The following is a 19070-nucleotide window of genomic DNA, read 5'->3' on the forward strand; positions in this document are numbered from 1 at the left end:
GCTCCTTAGATCAATTCACGGACGTCGACGAAACGACCGTTCACAGCGGCGGCGGCGGCCATCGCCGGGCTCACGAGGTGGGTTCGGCCACCGGCGCCCTGACGGCCTTCGAAGTTGCGGTTGGAGGTCGAGGCGCAATGCTCGCCCGACTCCAAGCGGTCCGGGTTCATCGCCAGGCACATCGAGCAACCCGGCTCACGCCATTCGAAACCGGCGTCGAGGAAAATCTTGTCCAGGCCTTCGGATTCGGCCTGTGCTTTCACCAGACCCGAGCCCGGCACCACGATGGCCTGCTTGATGGTCGAAGCGACTTTGCGGCCCTTGGCGATGACTGCCGCAGCGCGCAGGTCTTCGATCCGCGAGTTGGTGCAGGAACCGATGAACACGCGATCCAGCTGGATATCGGTGATTGCCTGATTGGCAGTCAACCCCATGTATTTCAAGGCGCGTTCGATGGAACCGCGTTTGACCAGGTCCATTTCCTTCGCAGGATCGGGAACATGCTGGTCCACGGCCAAGACCATCTCGGGCGAAGTGCCCCAGCTGACTTGCGGCTTGATTTGGGTCGCATCGAGCTCGACGATGGTGTCGAATTTGGCGTCTTTATCGGTCACCAGGTCTTTCCAGGCTTCGACAGCCAAGTCCCATTCCGCGCCTTTCGGGGCGAATGGACGGCCCTTCACGTAGGCCACGGTTTTTTCGTCAGCCGCCACCAGGCCTACGCGTGCGCCGGCCTCGATGGACATGTTGCAGATGGTCATGCGGCCTTCGACCGACAGATCGCGAATCGCGCTGCCGGCGAACTCGATGGCATGGCCGTTACCGCCGGCGGTGCCGATCTTGCCGATCACGGCGAGGACGATATCCTTGGCGGTCACGCCGAACGGCAATTTGCCTTCGACCGACACCAGCATATTCTTCATTTTCTTGGCGACCAGGCACTGGGTGGCGAGCACGTGCTCGACTTCGGAGGTGCCGATACCGTGAGCCAAAGCGCCAAACGCGCCGTGGGTCGAGGTGTGGGAGTCGCCGCAGACCACGGTCATGCCCGGCAAGGTCGCGCCCTGCTCCGGGCCGATCACGTGAACGATGCCTTGACGCACATCATTCATCTTGAATTCGACAATGCCATATTCATCGCAGTTGTCGTCGAGGGTCTGAACCTGCAAACGCGAGACCTGGTCGGCAATGGCTTCGATGCCGCCCTTGCGCTCCGGGGTGGTCGGTACGTTGTGGTCCGGGGTCGCGATGTTGGCATCGATGCGCCAAGGCTTGCGCCCGGCCAGACGCAGGCCTTCAAAGGCTTGCGGCGAGGTCACTTCGTGAATGATGTGACGATCGATGTAGATCAGCGCAGAGCCATCGTCGCGCTGCTTGACCAAGTGCGAATCCCAGAGCTTGTCGTAGAGCGTTTTGCCGGCCATCAGACGTTTTCCTCATCAGCTTGTTTCTATGCCCCGGGCTTTGAACGTTTCAATAACCCTTTGGCTTGTGAGGTCGATCCTAGGGGGTTACATTAAATAACTCAAATTCATATTTTTTATGCTTTGGATAACCAACTGGAATACCGTAATGGACCTGGCCAACCTAAATGCCTTTATCGCGATTGCCGAGACTGGAAGCTTTTCTGGCGCGGGCGAACGGCTGCACCTGACGCAGCCAGCGATCAGCAAGCGCATCGCCGGACTGGAACAGCAATTGAAGGTACGTCTGTTCGATCGCCTGGGCCGCGAAGTCGGCCTGACCGAGGCCGGGCGCGCCCTGTTGCCGCGGGCCTATCAGATTCTCAACGTGCTGGACGACACCCGCCGCGCCCTGACCAACCTGACCGGCGAAGTGACCGGGCGCCTGACGCTGGCCACCAGTCACCACATTGGCCTGCACCGTTTACCGCCCTTATTAAGAGAGTTCACCCGACGCTACCCACAAGTGGCGCTGGATATTCAGTTCCTCGATTCGGAAGTGGCCTACGAAGAAATACTCCATGGCCGCGCGGAACTGGCAGTAATCACCCTGGCCCCGGAACCTCATACCTTGGTCAAAGCGACGCCAGTGTGGGACGACCCGCTGGACTTCGTGGTCGCCCCGGAGCATTCGCTGGTCAGCAACGGAGCGGTCAGCCTGGCGGACATCGCCCTGCATCCGGCGGTGTTTCCCGGCGGCAACACCTTTACTCACCACATCGTCCATCGACTGTTCGAGGCTCAGGGACTGACGCCGAACATCGCCATGAGCACGAATTATCTGGAAACCATCAAGATGATGGTCTCGATCGGCCTGGCCTGGAGCGTGTTGCCGCGCACGATGCTCGATGATCAAGTTGCGCGAATACCTTTGCCGGGCATACAACTCACGCGCCAGCTAGGCTATATCTTGCACACCGAACGGACGCTGTCGAACGCGGCACGGGCCTTCATGGCCTTGCTGGATGCACAAATCGATCTGCCAGGGACTCAAGGCTAACGTGCGCTACTGCCATCGAGCCGCGAACTCCTGTGCCTAACGCCCAATTCAGCCCAAGGCCTGCCAATGCCGAAATCTGTTGACCGTATTCCGCCGATGCCCCGTATTCAGGCGCTTGACCCGAAACGGTCCGAGCAGAGCTGGGAAAGTGCGCCGCAGTTGCTGGCCGCTCTCAACGGCGCGCGCCTGGGCGCCTGGTATTGGGACATCGAACGCGGTCAGATCAGTTGGTCTCGGGGCACCCAGGCGTTGTTCGGCTTCGATCCCCGGCAACCGTTGCCGGCCGATCTGGAATACCTCGACTTGCTGCCCCCGGAGGATCGGGCCAAAACCATCCGTGCCTTTCATGCCGTGATTGCCGGCGCCCCGCTGGAACAAGCGATGCACCACCGCATCCGCTGGCCCGACGGCAGCCTGCACTGGCTGGAGATCAACGGCAGCCTGCTGCCGGACAAACACGGCCGGCCACGGATGATCGGGGTCATTCGCGAAATCACCCACCAGCGCCAGCGCGAACAGGCGCTGAGCAGCTCGGAAAAACGCTTTGCCACGCTGTTTCACCTGTGCCCGAACATGGTGCTGCTGACCCGCCAGGAAGATGGCCTGATCACCGAAGCCAACCAGTATTTCGAAAGCCTGTTCGGCTGGCCGGTGCAGGACGCCATTGGCCGAACGACCGTCGAACTGGGCCTCTGGGTACACCCGGAGCAACGGGACGTGCTGGTCAAGGCGACCAAGGCCAAGGGCGAACTGACCAGCATGGAGGTGCAGTTTCGCGCCAGCAACGGCCAGATCCATGACGGCATCCTCAGCGCACAGAAAGTCGAACTCGAAGGCCAGCCCTACCTCCTGAGCACTTTCCTCGACACCACGGAACGCAAAGCCGCCGAACACGCGCTGAAAGACAGCCAGGAACGCCTCGACCTGGCCCTGGATTCGGCGCAACTCGGCACCTGGGACTGGCACATTCCCAGCGGCATGCTGTACGGCTCGGCACGGGCCGCGCAGTTGCACGGGCTGGAGGCCATACCCTTCCATGAGTCTTTCGACGCATTTTTCGAAGGCGTGCCCGACGAAGAACGCGGTTCCATGCGCGACGCATATCGCAGCCTGCGCGAAGGGCCGGCCGGCAATTATCAGCTGACCTATCGGGTGCAACTATCGGACGGCAGCTCCCGTTACCTGGAAAGCCGCGCCCGCCTCTACCGCGATGAAAACGGCGCGCCGCTGCGCATGGCCGGCACCTTGCTGGACATCACCGACCAAGTGGAGCGTGAACAACGGCTGGTGGCTTCGGAAGAGAAATTCGCCACGCTGTTTCAAGTCAGCCCGGACCCGATCTGCGTTACGCGCCAGGACACCGGCCAGTTCATCGAGATCAACTCCAGCTTCACCCAGACCTTTGGCTGGAGCGCCGCCGAAGTGATTGGTCGCAGCGCCGACGAAATCGGCCTGTGGGACGCATCGGCGAAAAGCCTGCAACGGATCGAACAGGTCATCCGCGAACAGGGACTGAATAATGTCGCGATCGTCGCCCAGCACAAAGACGGGCAATCCCTGACCTGCGTGATTTCCAGCCGGCAGATCAGCGTGGGCGACCAGCCGTGCATCGTCACGACCCTGCGCGACATCACCCAGCAACAGCGTTCCGAAGCGGCACTCAAGGCGAGCGAAGAGAAGTTTGCCAAGGCGTTCCACTCGAGCCCGGACGCGATCACCATCACCGAGCGCGATACCGGGCGCTACCTGGAGGTCAACGATGGTTTCTCTCGCCTGACCGGTTACCGCGCCGACGAAGTGATCGGCCGCACTGTGTATCAGGTCGGCATCTGGGCTGAAGAGAAACAACGCTCGGCGCTGCTGGCCGAGTTGCAACTCAAGGGCCGCGTGCACCATCAGGAAATGCTCGGCCGCAATAAACGCGGCGAACTGCTGACCGTCGAAGTCTCGGTGGAGCCGATCACCCTCAACGAAACCGCGTGCCTGCTGCTGACTGCCCGAGACGTCAGCCTGCTGAAAAATGCCGAAGCGCAGATCCGTCACCTGGCCTACCACGACCCGCTGACCAACCTGCCGAACCGCGCGCTGTTGATGGATCGCCTGAGCCAGCAGATCGCGCTGCTCAAGCGCCACAACCTGCGCGGTGCGCTGTTGTTCCTCGACCTCGATCACTTCAAGCACATCAACGATTCCCTCGGTCACCCGGTGGGCGACACGGTGCTGAAAATCATCACGGCCCGGCTTGAGGCCAGCGTACGCATGGAAGACACCGTCGCGCGTCTGGGGGGCGATGAATTTGTGGTGCTCCTCAGCGGCCTCGAAGGCTCGCGCAACGAAGTCAGCGCCCAGGTCAGTGATCTGGCCGACACCTTGCGCGAATTGCTGTCGGAGCCGATGTTCCTCGATGGCCAGCGCCTGCAAGTGACGCCAAGCATCGGCATCGCACTGATTCCCGATCATGGCTCGACCCCGACCGACCTGCTCAAGCGTGCCGATATCGCGCTGTACCGCGCCAAAGACTCGGGCCGCAACACCGCGCAGATGTATCACAACACCATGCAGAAGGCCGCCAGCGAACGCCTGCGCATGGAAACCGATTTGCGCCTGGCCCTTTCCCGGGGCGAGTTTCAAGTGCATTACCAACCCCAGGTCGACGCCCGTGGCAACCGCATTGTCGGGGCCGAGGCGCTGGTGCGCTGGGACCACCCGGAACTCGGCCCGCAATCGCCCACCGAATTCATCAAGGTACTGGAGGACAGCGGACTGATTCTGGAAGTCGGCACCTGGATCATCGACGAAGCCTGCGGGGCTTTCAAAAAGCTGGTCGCCAAAGGCCTGGTGAACCCGCTCAGCTTCAGCCTCTGCGTGAACATCAGCCCGAGGCAATTTCGTCAAAACGATTTTGTCGAACGCATCGAACACAGCCTCAGCAGCCACGGCCTGCCCTGCTCACTGCTGAAACTGGAAATCACCGAAGGCATCGTCATCCAGAACCTGGAAGACACCATCAACAAAATGCGTCGCCTGAAAAAACTCGGCGTGAGCTTCGCGATGGACGACTTCGGCACCGGTTATTCCTCGCTGACCTACCTCAAGCGCCTGCCGGTCGACACGTTGAAAATCGACCAGTCGTTCATCCGCGACGCCACCACCGACCCCAACGACGCCGAAATCATCCGCGCCATCGTGGCCATGGCCCGCAGCCTGGAACTGAAAGTGATCGCCGAAGGGGTGGAAACGCCGGAGCAGCTGGAGTTCTTACAGGGGTTGGGGTGCCATTTTTATCAGGGGTATTTGCATAGCCGGCCGTTGCCGGTGAAGGAGTTTCAGAAGCTCCTCAAATAACGGGTACAAAAAAGGGCGCCAAATGGCGCCCTTCTCAATGCTCTGACTTGTTATTGCAGAGCGGTTTTTTGCGTCCCGTTGATCGGAATGCGTTTGGCTTTCGCCTCTTCCGGAATCACCCGCAACAGGTCGATGCTCAACAAACCGTTGCTCAGGCCGGCGGCCTTGATTTCGATATGGTCCGCCAGACGGAAAGACAGTTTGAAGGCGCGCTGTGCGATGCCTTGGTACAGATAGGTGACGTCTTCGTTCGCGTCACGCTTGCCGCCACTGATGGTCAGCACACCTTTTTCCACTTGCAGCTCCAGGTCTTCTTCCTGGAATCCGGCGGCCGCAATGACGATGCGGTACTGGTCGTCGCCGTGTTTTTCCACGTTGTAAGGTGGGTAGGTGCTGCCTGGCTCGTTGCGCAGGGCGGTTTCGAACAGGTCGTTGAAACGGTCGAAGCCCACCGAGGAACGGAACAGTGGGGCCATCGAAAATGCAGTACTCATGATTCAAATCTCCTGAAAACATATCAGCAAGTTTTTTTGTCTCCGCGACCCGAATTCGGCATCGCGTAATCCCTAGATAGGGATCGCTGATTGCTTTTCAAGAGATTATTTTCAGATTTTTTTAGAATTTTCTTAGGCCGCTTCGGCCACCTGCAGACCCAGCAAACGCGAGACCTGGTCCAGTTCAGTTTCCCTACGCAGGACGGTGAACAGCTCGACGGCTTCGGGATAATTGCGGGTCAGCATCGCCAGCCATTGCTTCAAGCGACCCGGCGATTGGCGCGCTGTCATCTGCGCCTTGGCTTGTAGCCAGAAGTCCTGAACCAGTGGCAGCAACTCTGCCCAGGTCATCTCGACCACTTCTTCACCGGCCCGCGCGGCGGCGATTTGCCGGGCCAGGTCCGGGCGCGACACCAGGCCGCGACCGAGCATGATGTCTTCCACGCCGCTGATTTCGCGGCAACGGCGCCAGTCCTCGACGCTCCAGATGTCGCCGTTGGCGAATACCGGAACCTTGACCACTTCCTGCACCCGCGGGATCCATTCCCAGTGTGCAGGCGGCTTATAACCGTCGGTCTTGGTCCGGGCGTGAACCACGATGTGCGCCGCACCGCCTTCGGCCAGCGCTGTTGCGCAGACCAGCGAACCGTCGGGGCTGTCGAAGCCCAGACGCATCTTGGCGGTGACCGGAATGTGTGCAGGCACAGCACGGCGGACATGCTCAACGATTTGGTTGAGCAGTTCGGGTTCTTTCAGCAGGACGGCGCCGCCACGGGACTTGTTGACGGTCTTGGCCGGGCAGCCGAAGTTCAGGTCGATGACCTCGGAACCCAGTTCGCAGGCCAGCGCGGCATTTTCAGCCAGGCACACCGGGTCGGAACCGAGCAACTGCACCCGCAGCGGTACGCCGGACGCGGTGCGGGCGCCGGTCAGCAATTCCGGACCGAACTTGTGGTAATAGGCAGGCGTGAGCAGTTGATCGTTGATCCGAATGAACTCGGTCACGCACCAATCAATGCCGCCCACACGGGTCAGCACGTCCCGCAGGATGTTGTCGACCAACCCCTCCATGGGCGCCAAAGCAATTTGCATGAAAAACACACTCGACGAAAAACGTGCGGCAGTTTACTGGATTCTCTGTCGAAAGACCTGCATCTGCCTCTGTGGCGTCAACTTGGAACTTGCAACGCCGGGCCGTAGCCTTCGATGAACTCGGCCGGCATGCGCTTGGGCTTGCCCGTGGACAGTTCGATGCAGACGAAGGTGGTTTGCGCCCGCAGCAACGTGGTGTTGTCGCTGGGGCGCTTCAACTGGAAGTGGCGGGTCATTTTCAGGCGTTGATCCCAATCGACAATCCAGGTTGCCAGTTGCAACTCGTCGCCCTCGTACGCCGCGGCCAGGTAATCGATCTCGTGCCGCACCACTGCCATTGCCCGGTCCAGTCGACGGTACTCGACCAGGTCCAGGCCCAGCCGCTGCGAGTGGCGCCAGGCGCAACGTTCGAGCCAGGTCACGTACACCGCGTTGTTCGCGTGCCCCAGCCCGTCGATGTCCTCGGCGCCGACGTGCAGATCAATGATAAATGGCGTTGCCCGATCCCAGCCCATGCCCCACTCCCGGTCAGATGATTTCGACCGGGGCAGTGTAACGGATGCTTATGCCGATTGGCGCGATTGCAGGCTGCGACCGGCCAGCAGTGATAGCACGCCATCAATCACCCGAGGATCCGCCAGCACCCGCCGATGACCGCCCTCTTCCAGGCGCAACAGCCGACTATCGAACCAGGCCTCGTGGATCAACCGGGACTCCTTGACCGAGACGAAGTTGTCATCTTCGGCGTGGACGATCAGGCCGGGCATGTCGAGCTGATAGTGCGCAACATCCAGCGTCGCCGCACGCATGCCGACGTCTTTCTCGACCTGACGGATGAACGCCGAACGCGCTTTGGGCGGCAGCCGAACATAGCGGGCAAAACCGCGCAACACACCAAGAATCCGCGCCGGAGCGGCGATAGTGACCAGAGTTTCGGTGCGCAAGCCCAGCTGTACGGCGAGCATCGCACTGGCGCCGCCCATCGAGTGACCGATGACGGCCTGCAACGGCGGCAACTCGGCGGCGGCCTCAAGCATGGCGCGGGCGAACAGCACGACATTCGCTTCGTTACCCGGCGAGCGACCGTGAGCCGGTCCGTCCAGGGCAACGACGGTATACCCGGCCTCAACCAGCGCCGTGATCAGGCTGGCAAACTGCGTCGGCCGGCCTTCCCAGCCGTGCATCAACAACACGGCCGGACCTTGCCCCCAACGCAGCGCCGAGAGCCCGAAGCGCAAGGTGATTCGTTCGGATTTGGCCAGGAGCGGCAACTCCCAATCACGCGGAGGAAAATCCCGCGGCGTCATGAACGCCAGTCGCATTTTGCTCGCCACCAGTTTCGGTGCGAACCAGCCCAAGGTGCCATTAACGCCACGAACCCACTTCAACGTGCTCATCGCTCTCACTCCTCAGGCCACTGCCTTCAGGTCATAGCACCGCCGACTTGGCGGCGCGCAGCAATCGATCGGACAACTCGCCTGGCCCCAGCGCCCGTGCCAGAGCCAGACCACCGACCATCAAGGCCATGTCGGCCAGGGCTTTGTCGGTGTCTTCCGGGCTGGCCGCCAACTGCGCGACCATCATTTCCACATGCTCATTCAACGCCACACGAAACGCGTCCGGCAGGCGCCCCAGCTCACCGACAGACGCCGGGATCGGGCACGCTGACTCCGAGGAATCACGGTGTTTGCGTGACAGGTAAAACGCGGCAACCAAAGCGCGACGCTCTTCGCCGGTCAATTCGGCGTCCATGTCGGCGATCAAGCCACGGCGGTGACCAAGCAGTTGCTTGAACGCCTCCAGCATCATCGCGTCCTTGCTTTCGAAGTGCGCATAGAAGCCGCCAACCGTCAGGCCGGCTGCGCCCATCACTTCGCCCACGCTCGGTTCGGCCGGGCCGCGCTGAATCAGCGCTGCACTGGCGGCTTTGAGAATGCGTTCGCGGGTTTGAGCTTTTTTATCGTTCATCGTTGCCTCCGAATATTACGACTAGAATATTATTCTCATAATAATTTTCCGCAAGTCGTGGATGTGACCGCTGGTCTGAAGAACAGTTTGAAAGAAATGGGGGATTTGGCCAAACGCCAGACAAACAAAAGGGCCATTCAATAATTGAATGACCCTTATAAAATCCCGCAGAGCGGGTAATCGTGGCGTCCCCTAGGGGACTCGAACCCCTGTTACCGCCGTGAAAGGGCGGTGTCCTAGGCCACTAGACGAAGGGGACGCAAAACCTTCTATACAACTGATCAGTGCTGAGAACTGATCGATTCAAGACCGGTGTGGCCAGATCTTGAACTGTAAAATTGGTGGAGCTAAGCGGGATCGAACCGCTGACCTCCTGCATGCCATGCAGGCGCTCTCCCAGCTGAGCTATAGCCCCGGATTTTTCGCCTCGCGGCGGAGCGACATCTTGCAACGTCGCTTCTGTAAAACTGGCGTCCCCTAGGGGACTCGAACCCCTGTTACCGCCGTGAAAGGGCGGTGTCCTAGGCCACTAGACGAAGGGGACGCAAACCCTTCTATACAACAGATCAACGCTGAGTGTTGATCGCTTCAAGGCCGGTGTGGCCAGACCTTGAAGTGTAAATTGGTGGAGCTAGACGGGATCGAACCGTCGACCTCTTGCATGCCATGCAAGCGCTCTCCCAGCTGAGCTATAGCCCCTCATCGCTGAGGACGGGGCGAATCTTAATGGCGCTTCGGAAAGCTGTCAAACTTATTTTTAAAATATTTCAAAGTTTTTTGCCGACATAACAATCACTTACCGCCCTCCCCCCGGAAAAACGGGGGGAGCACCGAAGATCACGAACAAATGATCGCAACCTCCGGCAGTTCCTACAGGGGCAAACGTCCTCAGGCGATGTTGCCCAGGAGTTTTTCCCACTCCTTGTTTTCCTTCTTCGACACACCGCCCAACAGGTCGATGGCCTGGCGCAGACGGAAACGGGTCAGGTCCGGACCGAGGATTTCCATCGCATCGAGCACCGACACCGAACTGGCCTGGCCAGTGATCGCGGCAAACATCAGCGGCATGGCATCACGCAGCTTCAGCTCCAGGGATTCGACCACCGCCTGAATCGTCGCGGTGATGCTGTCCTTCTCCCACTGACGCAGGCTTTCCAGCTTCCACAGAATCAGTTGCATCAGCTGACGCACCTGGTCGCCCGAGAGCTTCTTCGATTCGAACAGCTTGGCATCCGGGTTCACGCCACCGGCGAAGAAGAAACCAGCCAGCGGTGCAACCTGGCTGAAGGTCTCGACGCGGCCTTGTACGTGTGGCGCGATCTTCATCATGTATTCAGGGTTAAGTGCCCAGGTTTGCAGGCGCGAAGCGAACTCTTCCACCGGCAAATCACGCAGCCATTGTCCGTTGAGCCACGACAGCTTCTCGATGTCAAAAATCGGCCCACCGAGGGACACACGGCTCAGGTCGAAGTGATCGACCATTTCCTGCAGCGAGAACTTCTCGCGCTCGTCCGGCATCGACCAGCCCATGCGGCCGAGGTAGTTGAGCATCGCTTCCGGCATGAAGCCCATGCGCTCGTAGAACGTCACCGAGGTCGGGTTCTTGCGCTTGGACAGTTTGCTCTTGTCCGGGTTACGCAACAGCGGCATGTAGCACAGCTCCGGTTGTTCCCAGCCGAAGTATTCGTAAAGCAGGATCAGTTTCGGTGCCGATGGCAGCCACTCTTCACCGCGCAGTACGTGGGTGATGCCCATCAAGTGGTCATCGACCACGTTGGCCAGGAAGTAGGTCGGCAGGCCATCGGTCTTCATCAACACTTGCATGTCCATGCGATCCCACGGGATCTCGACGTCGCCACGCAGCATGTCCGGCACCACGCAAACACCTTCGCTCGGCACTTTCATGCGGATTACGTGAGGTTCGCCGGCGGCCAGGCGGCGCGCGACTTCTTCTTTCGAGAGCAACAGCGCACGGCCGTCGTAACGCGGGGTTTCGCCACGGGCCATTTGCTCGGCGCGCATCTGGTCAAGCTCTTCGGCGGTGCAGAAGCACGGGAAAGCGTGGCCCATTTCGACCAGTTGCTGGCAGTACTTCTGATAGATGTCGCCGCGCTCGCTTTGACGATACGGACCATGCGGACCACCAACGTCCGGGCCTTCGCTCCAGTCGATGCCCAACCAGCGCAAGGCGTCGAAAATCTGCTGCTCGGACTCGCGGGTCGAGCGCAACTGATCGGTGTCTTCGATCCGCAGGATGAACTCACCGCCATGCTGCTTGGCAAAGCAATAGTTGAACAAAGCGATGTAAGCGGTACCTACGTGGGGGTCCCCGGTAGGCGATGGCGCGATGCGCGTGCGGACGGTGGTCATGGCAAGTCTCGAAATGAAGATAAAACAAAGGGCGAATGGTAACAGGCGATACCCGCCCGGCTCCAGTCAGCAGGGCATTTAAGCCAACGTTGCGTCTACAACGGGCCTGAGCCGCGATGAATGAAGGATTATCAGCCGATGGCATTTACCCACTATCGACTGTATGCCAGATTCACCTGCTGATAACTTTCCTTACAATTTCTCGACTACAGCTTGCCCCATGCCTGCCCAACTCAAGCGTCGCCTGTTCATTTTCCTGCTGATCGTCCTGCTGATTGCCGGGGGCTTTTTTGCCCAGTGGTTCTTCAAGGGACGGTTTTATGAAAGCACCAACAACGCCTACGTGCAGGGCGAGATCACGCGTGTCTCCAGCCAATTGGGTGCGCGCATCGATCAAGTGCTGGTGCAGGACAACCAGCACGTCGACAAAGGCCAGTTGCTGATCAAGCTCGAAGGCGATGACTTCCAGCTCGCCGTCGACCGCGCCAACGCCACCCTCGCCACCCGCCAGGCCGAACGCCTGCAAGCCCAGAGCAAACTGACCCAGCAAGCCAGCCTGATTGCCGCCAGTGACGCGCAAGTCGCCTCTAGCCAGGCCAGCCTGGGACGCTCGCAAATCGACTTGTCCCGCGCGCAAACCCTGCGCAAACCCGGTTACGTGTCGGAAGAACGGGTGACCACCCTTTCCGCCGACAACCACATCGCCCGCTCGCAAGTGACCAAGGCCCAGGCCGACGCGCAAAGTCAGCGCCAGCAAGTCAATTCCTTGAGTGCCGAGATCAAGCGACTCGATGCCATGATCGCGAATGCCAAGACCGACCTCGCCCAGGCCGAACTGAACCTGACCCGCAGCGAAATCCACGCGCCCATCAGCGGTTTGATCGGCCAGCGCGCCGCTCGCGAAGGCCAATACGTGCAGGCCGGCGCTTACCTGCTGTCGATCGTCCCGGATCAGGACATCTGGATTCAGGCCAACTTCAAGGAAACCCAGATCGGTCACATGCAGCCCGGCCAGAAAGCCAAATTGACCTTTGACGCCTACAGCGACACGCCAATCGATGCGCGGGTCGACAGCCTGTTCGCCGCCTCGGGCGCGCAGTTCAGCCTGTTGCCGCCGGACAATGCCACGGGCAACTTCACCAAAGTCGTACAACGGATTCCGGTCAAACTGACCTTCGCCGCGGACAACCCGCTGCACGGCAAGATTCGCCCAGGCATGTCGGTCACCGCCAAAGTGAACATCAAAGACACCCCTGACGATGGCCGGTGATCAACTGATCCGCCCGGTCGAAGAGCCGACCCGGCGGGACTGGATTGCGGTGATGAGCGTGATGCTCGGCGCCTTCATGGCCGTGCTCGACATTCAGATCACCAACTCGTCGCTCAAGGACATTCAGGGCGCATTATCAGCAACCCTCGAAGAAGGCTCGTGGATTTCCACCTCCTACCTGGTCGCAGAAATCATCATGATCCCGCTGACTGCGTGGCTGGTGCAGCTGCTGTCGGCGCGACGCCTGGCGGTCTGGGTTTCATTGGGATTTCTCGCCGCCTCCCTGCTTTGCTCCATGGCCTGGAGCCTGGAGAGCATGATCATCTTTCGGGCGCTGCAGGGCTTCACCGGCGGCGCGCTGATCCCGCTGGCGTTCACCCTCACCCTGATCAAACTCCCGGAACACCACCGCGCCAAAGGCATGGCCATGTTCGCCATGACTGCGACATTCGCGCCCTCCATCGGCCCGACGCTGGGCGGCTGGCTGACGGAAAACTGGGGCTGGGAATACATTTTCTACATCAACATACCGCCGGGCCTGATCATGATCGCCGGCCTGATGTACGGCCTGGAGAAGAAAGAAGCGCACTGGGAACTGCTCAAAAGCACCGACTACATGGGCATTCTCACGCTCGGCGTCGGTCTCGGTTGCTTGCAGGTGTTCCTGGAGGAAGGCCATCGCAAGGACTGGCTCGAGTCGAACCTGATCGTGACCCTGGGCAGCATCGCGCTGGTCAGCCTGATCACCTTTGTGATCGTGCAGTTTTCCAAGCCCAATCCCTTGATCAACCTCAGCATCCTGGGTAATCGCAACTTTGGTTTATCGAGTATTTCCAGCCTCGGGATGGGCGTCGGCTTGTACGGCTCGATCTTCCTGTTGCCGCTGTATCTGGCGCAGATCCAGAACTACAACGCTTTGCAGATCGGTGAAGTGATCATGTGGATGGGCGTGCCGCAGCTGTTTCTGATTCCGCTGGTGCCGAAGCTGATGAAGTACGTGTCGCCGAAATGGCTATGCACGCTGGGCTTCGGCCTGTTCGGGTTGGCGAGTTTTTCGTCAGGGGTGCTGAACCCGGACTTTGCCGGGCCGCAGTTCAATCAGATCCAGATCATCCGGGCGCTTGGCCAGCCGTTGATCATGGTGACCATCTCGCTGATCGCCACCGCTTACATCCTGCCGCAGGATGCGGGGTCGGCGTCGAGCCTGTTCAACATCCTGCGCAACCTCGGCGGCGCGATTGGCATCGCCCTCCTCGCCACATTGCTGGATGCGCGGACCAAGACCTATTTTGATTATCTGCGTGAATCCATCGTGCCGAGCAATCCGCAGGTGGCGGAGCGGATGGCGTTAATGACGGACCGGTTTGGCAGTGAGACGGCGGCGCTGGGCAAACTGAGCGAGATTGCGCATCAGCAGGCGTCGATCATGGCGTACAACGATGCGTTTCACTTTGTCGGGATTGCATTGGGGATCAGCATGCTGGCGGTGTTGTTGACCAAGGCGTTGCCGGCGGGGCTCAAAGCTGGGGAGGCGCATTAAGACCGAGGCGTCCCAATCGCGAGCAGGCTCGCTCCCACAGGGTTCTCTGATGTTCACATAACAGTGAACACACAGAAGTCCAATGTGGGAGCGAGCCTGCTCGCGATGAGGCCAGCAAATTCAGCGGAAATCAGACAGTGATCAACCGATCCCGCAACTTGCCAATCTCATCGCGCATCTGCGCCGCCGCCTCAAACTCCAGATCCCGCGCCAACGCGTACATCTTCTCTTCCAGGGCTTTAATGCGCTTGGCGATCTCGCCCGGTGAGCGCAATTCGGCCTCGTACTTGGCGCTCTCTTCGGCGGCCTTGGCCATGCCTTTGCGCTTCTTGCTGCGCGAACCCGGTACGGTGGCGCCTTCCATGATGTCGGCCACGTCCTTGAACACACCCTTCGGCGTGATCCCGTTGGCAAGGTTGAAGGCGATTTGCTTGTCGCGACGACGCTCGGTTTCACCGATCGCCCGCTCCATGGAACCGGTGATGCGATCCGCATAGAGAATCGCCCGGCCATTGAGGTTTCGCGCCGCCCGGCCGATGGTCTGGATCAGCGAACGCTCGGAACGCAGGAAGCCTTCCTTGTCCGCATCGAGGATCGCCACCAGCGAGACTTCCGGCATGTCCAGGCCTTCGCGCAGCAGGTTGATCCCCACCAGCACATCGAAGGTGCCCAGACGCAAATCGCGGATGATTTCGACTCGTTCCACGGTGTCGATGTCCGAGTGCAAGTAGCGCACGCGCACGCCGTGGTCGGCCAGGTAATCGGTCAAGTCTTCGGACATGCGCTTGGTCAGCGTGGTGACCAGCACCCGCTCTTCCAGCGCCACGCGCTTGCCGATTTCCGAGAGCAAATCGTCGACCTGGGTCAGCGCCGGGCGGATTTCGATTTGCGGGTCCACCAGGCCGGTGGGGCGCACCAGTTGCTCGACCACGCGACCGGCGTGTTCCGCTTCGTAATTGCCCGGCGTGGCCGAGACGAAAATCGTCTGCGGGCTGATGCCTTCGAATTCGTCGAAACGCATCGGCCGGTTGTCCAGCGCTGACGGCAGGCGGAAGCCATATTCCACCAGCGTCTCTTTACGGGAACGGTCGCCTTTATACATGGCGCCGACCTGCGGCACGCTGACGTGGGATTCGTCGATCACCAGCAAGGCGTCGGCCGGCAGGTAGTCGAACAGTGTCGGTGGCGCCTGGCCGGACTCACGGCCCGACAGGTAGCGCGAGTAGTTTTCGATGCCGTTGCAGTAACCCAGCTCGAGGATCATCTCCAGGTCGAAACGGGTGCGCTGTTCCAGGCGCTGGGCTTCAACGAGTTTATTGTTGGAACGCAGGTAATCCAGGCGCTCCTGCAATTCGACTTTAATTCCTTCGACGGCACCCAGCAGGGTTTCCCGTGGCGTCACGTAGTGGCTTTTCGGATAGAAGGTGAACCGCGGCAGCTTTCGGATCACTTCACCGGTCAGCGGATCGAAGGCCGACAGGCTCTCGACTTCGTCATCGAACAACTCGATGCGGATCGCTTCGAAATCGGATTCCGCCGGGTGGATATCGATCACATCGCCGCGCACCCGGAAGGTCGCCCGGGCGAACTCCATGTCGTTGCGGGTGTATTGCAGATCTGCGAGACGGCGCAGCAACGCGCGCTGATCGAGCTTGTCGCCGCGATCCACGTGCAACACCATCTTCAGATAGGTTTCCGGACTGCCCAGGCCGTAGATACAAGACACCGTGGTGACGATGATCGCGTCTTTGCGCTCCAGCAGCGCTTTGGTCGCGGACAGCCGCATCTGTTCGATGTGGTCGTTGATCGAGGCGTCTTTCTCGATAAAGGTGTCCGACGACGGCACATAGGCTTCGGGCTGGTAGTAGTCGTAGTAGGAAACGAAGTATTCGACGGCGTTGTTCGGGAAGAACGCCTTGAACTCGCCGTACAACTGCGCGGCCAGAGTCTTGTTCGGCGCCAGCACCAGGGTCGGACGCTGCACTTGGGCGATCACGTTGGCGATGCTGAAGGTCTTGCCCGAGCCGGTCACACCGAGCAACGTCTGGTGCGCCAGCCCGGCTTCGATGCCCTCGACCATCAGGCGGATGGCTTCCGGCTGATCGCCGGCGGGCTCGAAGCGGGTGACTAGCTGGAATTCAGACATGCATACCTCTCGATTCTCGAAGCAGGGTATCGCGCCAGCGCGGTCAAACCGGCAGCAACGAGATAGGCCGCAAACGACTCACGTCGCCCGAGGAAAAAACTGGATTGTGCTCAATGTGGTGCCGATTGCCTGCGCTTTCAAGGCAAACGTCCTACATCCCTTGAAGTCTTTGATGGCGACATTCGACTAACGGTCGAAAAATAATCGAAAAAACTTAACCTAAAAGCCGAATCGTCTGTCGCCATCAATCGCAGATGGCCTCTATACTAGCTCCCCGTTTGTGCACCGCTCTAGTGCATTCGGCTGGAGCGCGACACGTCCCTCCACTCTCCATTCAGAGCCGCCGCAAAAATGAGCCTGTTCTCCGCTGTCGAAATGGCACCACGCGATCCAATCCTGGGCCTCAACGAAGCATTCAACGCCGATACTCGTACCACCAAGGTCAACCTGGGGGTCGGTGTTTACTGCAACGAGGAGGGGCGAATTCCACTCCTGCGCGCCGTTGTCGAAGCCGAGACGATTCGCGTCGCTCAACACGCGTCCCGTGGCTATTTGCCAATCGACGGCATCGCCGCCTACGACCAGGCAGTGCAGAAATTGCTGTTCGGCAATGACTCTCCACTGATCGCCGCTGGCCGCGTCATCACCACCCAGGCCGTCGGTGGCACGGGCGCCCTGAAAATTGGTGCCGACTTCCTCAAGCAACTGCTGCCGAACGCCGTCGTGGCGATCAGCGACCCGAGCTGGGAAAACCACCGAGCCCTGTTCGAAACCGCCGGTTTCCCGGTGCAGAACTATCGCTACTACGACGCCGCGACCCACGACGTCAACCGTGCCGGCCTGCTCGAAGACCTGAACGCCCTGCCGTCCGGCTCGATCGTTGTGCTGCACGCCTGCTGCCACAACCCGACCGGCGTGGACCTGAGCCCGGCGGACTGGAAAAACGTCCTGGATGTGGTGAAAGCCAAAGGTCACGTGCCGTTCCTCGACATGGCCTACCAGGGTTTTGGCGATGGCATCGACGAAGACGCCGCTGCCGTGCGCCTGTTCGCTGAGTCGGGTCTGACCTTCTTCGTTTCCAGCTCGTTCTCCAAATCCTTCTCGCTGTACGGCGAGCGCGTTGGCGCCTTGTCGATCGTCAGCGAATCGAAAGAAGAAAGCGCACGCGTGCTGTCGCAAGTCAAACGTGTGATCCGCACCAACTACTCCAACCCGCCGACCCACGGTGCAAGCATCGTCGCCGCTGTGTTGAACAGCCCGGAACTGCGCGCCCAGTGGGAAGAAGAACTGGCGGAAATGCGCCTGCGGATTCGCGGCATGCGCACCCAGATGGTCGACCTGCTGGCGAAAAACGCACCACAGCGTGATTTCAGCTTCGTCGGTCGTCAGCGCGGCATGTTCTCCTACTCCGGCCTGACGGTTGAGCAAGTCACCCGTCTGCGCAGCGAGTTCGGCATCTACGCCCTGGACACCGGCCGCATCTGCGTGGCGGCGCTGAACCAGAGCAACATTGATGCGGTGACCAAGGCCATCGTTGCGGTGATCTGAGTCGTTGCGTGATACGAAAAACGGGAAGCCATTTGGCTTCCCGTTTTTTTTTGATTGCAGATAATTCTCAAAGCAACGACTGACCGCTCTAGACTGCACACATATCAAATGTGGGAGCGGGCTTGCTCGCGAAGGCGGCGGTACATTCAGTACTTATTCAAGCTGACCCACCGCATTCGCGAGCAAGCCCGCTCCCACAGGTTTTGTGAACACCCGAGAATTCTGACGAGAACCCACATGAAAAACGATGACCTGCGCGCCGAGCGCGATGACCTGGACGACTTGAATGACTTCACTCCCCGCGTCCCGGCCAAACGCAGCAATAACCTGGTACTGCAAGTGGCCGCTGGCGTATTTCTCGGCGGCCTGGCCTTGTGGCTGGTGCAACTGGCCGCCACGATGCTGTACGCCAAGCTGATGCTCGCCACGGTGACCTTCGGCGGTTAAGCCAGTTCGGTCGCACGCTGACTGGCGGCGTCGTCATAGGCGACGTAGAGCGATTCGGCGACCTGACTCTTGATGGCTTTGGCGCTTTCCAGACCGAGGACGAAACCTTCAGCCTTGCCGCCCGCGCGGTTCAGATCGTCAGCGGTGCCGGCCTGAGTGATCGCGTCAAACAGCTTTTCGGCATGCGGGCCGACACCTTTGGGCAGGCTGATCTGAGCGATGCTCATGCGAACACCCCGTTGTCTTGAGGGGTGAGGATTGGGTGATTCATGGCGCGTACCTTTTCGGCGAATGGCCGGCAGCGCGTGTAACCACTTCCGGGCGGACATGGTAGACCCCTGAGGCGATTCTGGTAACCGTCCAAGGTCGATAAACCACCGTCCGTCT

The 19070-nt window shown here is 60.0% G+C and carries 15 protein-coding genes and 4 tRNA genes; 6 read left to right on the forward strand and 13 right to left on the reverse strand.

Annotated elements, in window-relative coordinates; translation table 11 throughout:
• Positions 1 to 5: 5 nt before the first annotated feature.
• Positions 6 to 1424: a 3-isopropylmalate dehydratase large subunit gene (leuC, locus tag DJ564_RS21780; RefSeq protein WP_109633215.1), complete on the reverse strand. Its 1419-nt coding sequence runs from the start codon at positions 1422 to 1424 to the stop codon at positions 6 to 8.
• 148 nt (positions 1425 to 1572) lie between these two features.
• Between leuC and DJ564_RS21785 the strand changes: the two genes are divergently transcribed.
• Both DJ564_RS21785 and DJ564_RS21790 read left to right on the forward strand, forming a co-directional pair.
• Positions 1573 to 2463 (forward strand): LysR family transcriptional regulator, encoded by an 891-nt coding sequence (locus tag DJ564_RS21785; RefSeq protein WP_109633217.1) that lies wholly within the window; start codon positions 1573 to 1575, stop codon positions 2461 to 2463.
• A gap of 66 nt (positions 2464 to 2529) precedes the next feature.
• On the forward strand, positions 2530 to 5808 hold the full coding sequence (locus tag DJ564_RS21790) for a PAS domain S-box protein (RefSeq protein WP_109633219.1): 3279 nt from the start codon (positions 2530 to 2532) through the stop codon (positions 5806 to 5808).
• 50 nt (positions 5809 to 5858) lie between these two features.
• On the opposite strand, the gene DJ564_RS21795 is transcribed toward DJ564_RS21790, so the two are convergent.
• The 10 genes from DJ564_RS21795 to gltX all read right to left on the reverse strand — a co-directional run bounded on the left by DJ564_RS21795 (position 5859) and on the right by gltX (position 11732).
• The gene (locus tag DJ564_RS21795) at positions 5859 to 6302 is read right to left on the reverse strand and encodes an Hsp20 family protein (protein ID WP_109633221.1); all 444 of its coding nucleotides are present in this window, start codon (positions 6300 to 6302) and stop codon (positions 5859 to 5861) included.
• A gap of 132 nt (positions 6303 to 6434) precedes the next feature.
• Positions 6435 to 7394 carry a tRNA-dihydrouridine synthase gene (locus DJ564_RS21800; RefSeq protein WP_109633223.1) on the reverse strand — a complete coding sequence of 320 codons (960 nt, stop codon included), beginning with the start codon at positions 7392 to 7394 and terminating at the stop codon, positions 6435 to 6437.
• Between the two features lie 77 nt (positions 7395 to 7471).
• On the reverse strand, positions 7472 to 7909 hold the full coding sequence (locus DJ564_RS21805; RefSeq protein ID WP_109633224.1) for a thioesterase family protein: 438 nt from the start codon (positions 7907 to 7909) through the stop codon (positions 7472 to 7474).
• A gap of 48 nt (positions 7910 to 7957) precedes the next feature.
• The gene (locus DJ564_RS21810; protein ID WP_109633226.1) at positions 7958 to 8791 is read right to left on the reverse strand and encodes an alpha/beta fold hydrolase; all 834 of its coding nucleotides are present in this window, start codon (positions 8789 to 8791) and stop codon (positions 7958 to 7960) included.
• A gap of 31 nt (positions 8792 to 8822) precedes the next feature.
• Positions 8823 to 9362: a TetR/AcrR family transcriptional regulator gene (locus DJ564_RS21815; protein ID WP_008028313.1), complete on the reverse strand. Its 540-nt coding sequence runs from the start codon at positions 9360 to 9362 to the stop codon at positions 8823 to 8825.
• 183 nt (positions 9363 to 9545) lie between these two features.
• Positions 9546 to 9621, reverse strand: a tRNA-Glu gene (locus DJ564_RS21820).
• An 80-nt stretch (positions 9622 to 9701) separates the two neighbouring features.
• Positions 9702 to 9777 (reverse strand) — tRNA-Ala (locus tag DJ564_RS21825).
• A gap of 53 nt (positions 9778 to 9830) precedes the next feature.
• Positions 9831 to 9906, reverse strand: a tRNA-Glu gene (locus DJ564_RS21830).
• A 79-nt stretch (positions 9907 to 9985) separates the two neighbouring features.
• Positions 9986 to 10061 (reverse strand) — tRNA-Ala (locus DJ564_RS21835).
• A gap of 189 nt (positions 10062 to 10250) precedes the next feature.
• Positions 10251 to 11732 (reverse strand): glutamate--tRNA ligase, encoded by a 1482-nt coding sequence (gltX, locus tag DJ564_RS21840; RefSeq protein ID WP_109633228.1) that lies wholly within the window; start codon positions 11730 to 11732, stop codon positions 10251 to 10253.
• 220 nt (positions 11733 to 11952) lie between these two features.
• Here gltX and DJ564_RS21845 point away from each other — a divergent pair, with 220 nt between their 5' ends.
• Together DJ564_RS21845 and DJ564_RS21850 are read left to right on the forward strand one after the other, a co-directional pair.
• The gene (locus DJ564_RS21845; RefSeq protein ID WP_109633230.1) at positions 11953 to 13002 is read left to right on the forward strand and encodes an HlyD family secretion protein; all 1050 of its coding nucleotides are present in this window, start codon (positions 11953 to 11955) and stop codon (positions 13000 to 13002) included.
• 49 nt (positions 13003 to 13051) lie between these two features.
• Positions 13052 to 14542 (forward strand): MDR family MFS transporter, encoded by a 1491-nt coding sequence (locus DJ564_RS21850; RefSeq protein WP_178082352.1) that lies wholly within the window; start codon positions 13052 to 13054, stop codon positions 14540 to 14542.
• A 130-nt stretch (positions 14543 to 14672) separates the two neighbouring features.
• On the opposite strand, the gene uvrB is transcribed toward DJ564_RS21850, so the two are convergent.
• A complete protein-coding gene (uvrB, locus tag DJ564_RS21855; protein WP_109633233.1) occupies positions 14673 to 16688 on the reverse strand; it encodes an excinuclease ABC subunit UvrB in 2016 nt (671 codons plus the stop codon).
• Between the two features lie 351 nt (positions 16689 to 17039).
• Here uvrB and DJ564_RS21865 point away from each other — a divergent pair, with 351 nt between their 5' ends.
• Positions 17040 to 18236 (forward strand): amino acid aminotransferase, encoded by a 1197-nt coding sequence (locus tag DJ564_RS21865; RefSeq protein WP_109633237.1) that lies wholly within the window; start codon positions 17040 to 17042, stop codon positions 18234 to 18236.
• Between the two features lie 237 nt (positions 18237 to 18473).
• Positions 18474 to 18683, forward strand: a complete 210-nt coding sequence (locus DJ564_RS21870; protein WP_109633239.1) for a hypothetical protein — start codon at positions 18474 to 18476, stop codon at positions 18681 to 18683.
• Here DJ564_RS21870 and DJ564_RS21875 read toward each other — a convergent pair.
• Complete coding sequence (locus DJ564_RS21875) at positions 18680 to 18910, reverse strand: hypothetical protein (protein ID WP_109633241.1); 231 nt, start codon at positions 18908 to 18910, stop codon at positions 18680 to 18682. The genes DJ564_RS21870 and DJ564_RS21875 overlap by 4 nt on opposite strands.
• Positions 18911 to 19070: the final 160 nt, after the last annotated feature.

Origin of the sequence: Pseudomonas sp. 31-12, from assembly GCF_003151075.1 — a bacterium.
Taxonomy (GTDB): domain Bacteria; phylum Pseudomonadota; class Gammaproteobacteria; order Pseudomonadales; family Pseudomonadaceae; genus Aquipseudomonas.

What these genes read in the sequence shown, in the direction of transcription:
- DJ564_RS21815 (WP_008028313.1), bottom strand. Translation starts at nt 9,362, where the DNA reads ATGAACGATAAAAAAGCTCAAACCCGCGAACGCATTCTCAAAGCCGCC.
- leuC (WP_109633215.1), bottom strand. Translation starts at nt 1,424, where the DNA reads ATGGCCGGCAAAACGCTCTACGACAAGCTCTGGGATTCGCACTTGGTC.
- gltX (WP_109633228.1), bottom strand. Translation starts at nt 11,732, where the DNA reads ATGACCACCGTCCGCACGCGCATCGCGCCATCGCCTACCGGGGACCCC.
- uvrB (WP_109633233.1), bottom strand. Translation starts at nt 16,688, where the DNA reads ATGTCTGAATTCCAGCTAGTCACCCGCTTCGAGCCCGCCGGCGATCAG.
- DJ564_RS21865 (WP_109633237.1), top strand. Translation starts at nt 17,040, where the DNA reads ATGAGCCTGTTCTCCGCTGTCGAAATGGCACCACGCGATCCAATCCTG.
- DJ564_RS21795 (WP_109633221.1), bottom strand. Translation starts at nt 6,302, where the DNA reads ATGAGTACTGCATTTTCGATGGCCCCACTGTTCCGTTCCTCGGTGGGC.
- DJ564_RS21790 (WP_109633219.1), top strand. Translation starts at nt 2,530, where the DNA reads ATGCCGAAATCTGTTGACCGTATTCCGCCGATGCCCCGTATTCAGGCG.
- DJ564_RS21805 (WP_109633224.1), bottom strand. Translation starts at nt 7,909, where the DNA reads ATGGGCTGGGATCGGGCAACGCCATTTATCATTGATCTGCACGTCGGC.
- DJ564_RS21785 (WP_109633217.1), top strand. Translation starts at nt 1,573, where the DNA reads ATGGACCTGGCCAACCTAAATGCCTTTATCGCGATTGCCGAGACTGGA.
- DJ564_RS21845 (WP_109633230.1), top strand. Translation starts at nt 11,953, where the DNA reads ATGCCTGCCCAACTCAAGCGTCGCCTGTTCATTTTCCTGCTGATCGTC.
- DJ564_RS21870 (WP_109633239.1), top strand. Translation starts at nt 18,474, where the DNA reads ATGAAAAACGATGACCTGCGCGCCGAGCGCGATGACCTGGACGACTTG.
- DJ564_RS21810 (WP_109633226.1), bottom strand. Translation starts at nt 8,791, where the DNA reads ATGAGCACGTTGAAGTGGGTTCGTGGCGTTAATGGCACCTTGGGCTGG.
- DJ564_RS21800 (WP_109633223.1), bottom strand. Translation starts at nt 7,394, where the DNA reads ATGCAAATTGCTTTGGCGCCCATGGAGGGGTTGGTCGACAACATCCTG.
- DJ564_RS21875 (WP_109633241.1), bottom strand. Translation starts at nt 18,910, where the DNA reads ATGAGCATCGCTCAGATCAGCCTGCCCAAAGGTGTCGGCCCGCATGCC.